We start from the raw sequence: 3,165 nt of genomic DNA, 5'->3' as shown, positions 1-3,165 counted from the left end.
CGGGCACCTGTGTGCTCGACGACAAGCCGACCACGGCCCAGGTCGGCCGGGTCGCGCTCGCGTTCCAGCACGCCCGGCTGCAGCTGCAACGGCGCACGGTCAGCTCCGAGATCGAATCGTGGGGCGGGCCCGGTATCGGGTCCGCTGGCGTCGGGCGAGCACTCGACGCCGTCGGGCTCGATCGGATGCTGGCGGCCCGCCCGATCGACGAACTCAGTGGCGGCCAGGCCCGCCGCGTGGTGCTCGCCGGGATCCTTGTGAGCCACCCGAAACTGGTCGTACTCGATGAGCCGCTCGCCGGTCTCGACCCGGAAGGACGGCGCGGCATCGTCGAACTGCTTGCCTCACTTCGCCGTTCGGGGCTGACACTGGTAGTGATCTCGCACGACACCGAGGGAATGACGGCCGTGTGCAATCGCACTGTCCACCTCGCCGCGGGCCGAATCGTCGATCCCGCGGCTCCGGTCGGGCCCGCAGTGAATGCCGTCGCGATGCCCGACGCCCGGACGGGAGGTGTGCGATGAGCACCGTCGTCCTCCGCCGCGTGCCCGGCGACAGCGTCGTACACCGCCTGTGGGCCGGCACGAAGATGCTCGTCGTCTTCGCAATCAGTGTGCTGCTGATGTTCATCCCTTCATGGCCGGTGCTCGGCCTCGTCACCGCGTTCCTCGTTGCAGTGACAGCGATCGCGCACGTGCCGCCGACCGCGGTGCCGCGGTTGCCGTGGTGGTTCTGGGGGCTGCTCCTGCTCGGCGGGCTGATCAACGTCCCGGTCGGCCAACAGGCCGTGCTGCGCTACGCGCAGATCGCGGTCTTCGGCCTGGTGCTGCTCGGCGCCTCATTCGTGATCGCGTGGACGACCGCGCTGAACGAGATCGCCCCGGCCATCTCGACGCTGTGCGCGCCGCTGCGGAAGCTCCGGCTGCCGATCGACGAGTGGGCGGTGGCGATCGCGCTGAGCCTGCGCAGCCTGCCGCTGCTCATCGAGGAGCTGCGGGTGCTGCGCGCGGGCCGGCGGCTGCGGCCCAAGGGCGGGGCATCGCACAGCCCGCGCGACAACGGGTTGATCGACATCATCACCGCGGTCATGTCGATCTCGACCCGTCGCGCGGGCGAGCTCGCCGAGGCGATCACCGCCCGCGGTGGGACAGGTCAGCTCACCGCGTACCCGGGCCGGCCCGGGCGTGCGGATGTGGTCGCAGCGGTGGTTGTCGCGGGCGTCATGGCCGGGGCGGTCGCGCTGCACCTGGCGTTCTGAGCGCTCCTGACCGCACGTACGGTTCCCACATTTCGGGATGCACTCGGACGCCGTGAACGGAAGATCCGTTGCGTTAGACGGAGTGAACGCTTCCGTTCACTCCGCTGAGCGCAACGAAAGTTCCGTTCACAATGTGGGAATCACTCACCCCGCTCGAGCGCGCAACTCCTTGTCCGCGGTACGCAGCACACCTTTGAATCCGGCCGCTACGCCCACAGCCAGCAGCCGGGTCGCGAGGCCGTTCAGGATCGGCGCGGTGGACTCGAAGCGCGACACCCAGGTGACGGTCGTCCCGCCCGCTGCCGAGCTGAACTCCATCGAGCCGTACTCATGCCGCATAGGGGGGAATGACGACAGCACGCGGTAGCGCATCACGTTGGGGCGGTCGAGCTCGAGAATCTGCTCGGTCAGCTTCATGCCCGCACTGACGACTTTCCGAACCGCCCCGGGCCCCTGCGGGGTTGGCGCACCCGGCTCGACGAGGTCCGCGACGAACACCCCCGGCACCCGCCGGTAGTTGTCGGAGTTGGTCATCCAGTCGAACACGTCGTCGATCGGCGCGGGGATGGCCTTCACCACTCTGACCTCGCGTATCACTTCAGATCACCTCGGTCTCGCATGCTCGGCATGTTAATTTTCGTTCTCCTACTGAGTAAGAATCATGCAACCGGTTCCATTAGCATGTCGAACATGTCTCCCGGCCAACCGCGCAGCTCTGCTGACCAGGTTGTAGCCGAACGTGTCGTCAAGCGACGGCCGAAGAACCGCAAGTCGACTATCGCGGCCGTCGCTGCCGAGTCGTTCGGCGCCCTCGGGTACCACGCGGTGAGCATGGAGGACATTGCCGCGAAGGTGGACGTCTCCGCCGCCGCGCTCTACCGGCATTACCCGAGCAAGTACGCGCTCTTCCGGGATGCGGTGCTCACGCTCGGCGGCCAACTGCGCGCCGCTGCGACGCTGCCCGACGAGGCCGCCACCTGGTCCGCGGAGCAGCGTATCGACTGGCTGCTGCAGTCGATCCTCTCCTTGACGATCACCAACCGGCAATCCGGCGCGTTGTACCGCTGGGAAGGGCGCTACCTCGAGGGCCCCGACCAGGCGCTGCTGCGTGAACAGGTCAATGGCGTGCATGCCGCCATCACCCAGCCGGTCGCCGAGTTGCGTCCCGAGCTCAGCCCCGAAGACCTCTCGATGCTGGTCGCAGCGACCCTGGCCATCCTGGGCAGCATCACCGATCACCACGCGACGCTGCCGCCGAAGGCGCTGCAGAAGCTGATCGGCAACACCTGCTGGACCGTGCTGCGCAGCAACCTGCCGAGCATCACCGACGAGGAAGCCTCCGCCGAGCCGGCCGCCGAAATCCCCGAGACCTTCAAGCACGAACTCCTGCTCGAGAAGGCGATCGTGCTGTTCCACCAGCGCGGTTATCCCGAGGTGGGGATCGACGATATCGCCACGGCCGCGGGCCTCCCCCCGTCCGGCGTCTACCGCTACTACCGGAGCAAGGCCGACATCCTGACGGCGGCATTCCGTCGAGCCGCGGATCGGGTATCAGCGGCGATCCCGGTTGCCGTTGCGCAGTCGTCGGATTCGCGCGAGGCCCTCACCCGACTCGTCGATCTCTACGTGACCAGCGCCTTCGCGCAGAGTGAGCTGACCTTCGTCTATTACTCCGAGATCGGCAATGTGCCACCGCAGGAGCGCAGCACGCTGCGCAACATCCAGCGGCTCAATGTCGAGGAGTGGGCGCGCTTGCTCACCGATACTCGACCCGAATTATCTGCGCGCCAAGCGCGTTTCCTGGTTCACGCAGCACTCGGCCTCGTCGTCGACGTCGGCCGGCTGCTGCGCTTCGACAAGAGCCCCTCGTCCGAGGGGCGCGTGCAGCTTCTGATGCTGCGAGTTCT

At 67.5% G+C, this 3,165-nt stretch carries 4 protein-coding genes; 3 read left to right on the top strand and 1 reads right to left on the bottom strand.

Annotated features, from left to right (window positions below; genetic code table 11):
- Both A8G08_RS02380 and A8G08_RS02375 read left to right on the top strand, forming a co-directional pair.
- The coding region (locus tag A8G08_RS02380; RefSeq protein ID WP_157108371.1) for an ABC transporter ATP-binding protein at positions 1-524 on the top strand (524 nt) is incomplete at its 5' end.
- Positions 521-1,258: an energy-coupling factor transporter transmembrane component T family protein gene (locus tag A8G08_RS02375; RefSeq protein ID WP_068269602.1), complete on the top strand. Its 738-nt coding sequence runs from the start codon at positions 521-523 to the stop codon at positions 1,256-1,258. The genes A8G08_RS02380 and A8G08_RS02375, both read left to right, overlap by 4 nt.
- Positions 1,259-1,402: 144 nt before the next feature.
- Here A8G08_RS02375 and A8G08_RS02370 read toward each other — a convergent pair whose 3' ends face one another.
- Positions 1,403-1,834 carry an SRPBCC family protein gene (locus A8G08_RS02370; RefSeq protein WP_169823251.1) on the bottom strand — a complete coding sequence of 144 codons (432 nt, stop codon included), beginning with the start codon at positions 1,832-1,834 and terminating at the stop codon, positions 1,403-1,405.
- A 114-nt stretch (positions 1,835-1,948) separates the two neighbouring features.
- Here A8G08_RS02370 and A8G08_RS02365 point away from each other — a divergent pair.
- On the top strand, positions 1,949-3,165 hold a 1,217-nt coding region (locus A8G08_RS02365), incomplete at its 3' end, for a TetR/AcrR family transcriptional regulator (protein ID WP_068269600.1).

The sequence above is a fragment of the Aldersonia kunmingensis genome (genome assembly GCF_001646865.1).
GTDB lineage: Bacteria > Actinomycetota > Actinomycetes > Mycobacteriales > Mycobacteriaceae > Aldersonia > Aldersonia kunmingensis.
The sequence above is the reverse complement of the archived record's forward strand: the minus strand, read 5'-3'. Positions and strand labels throughout refer to the sequence as shown.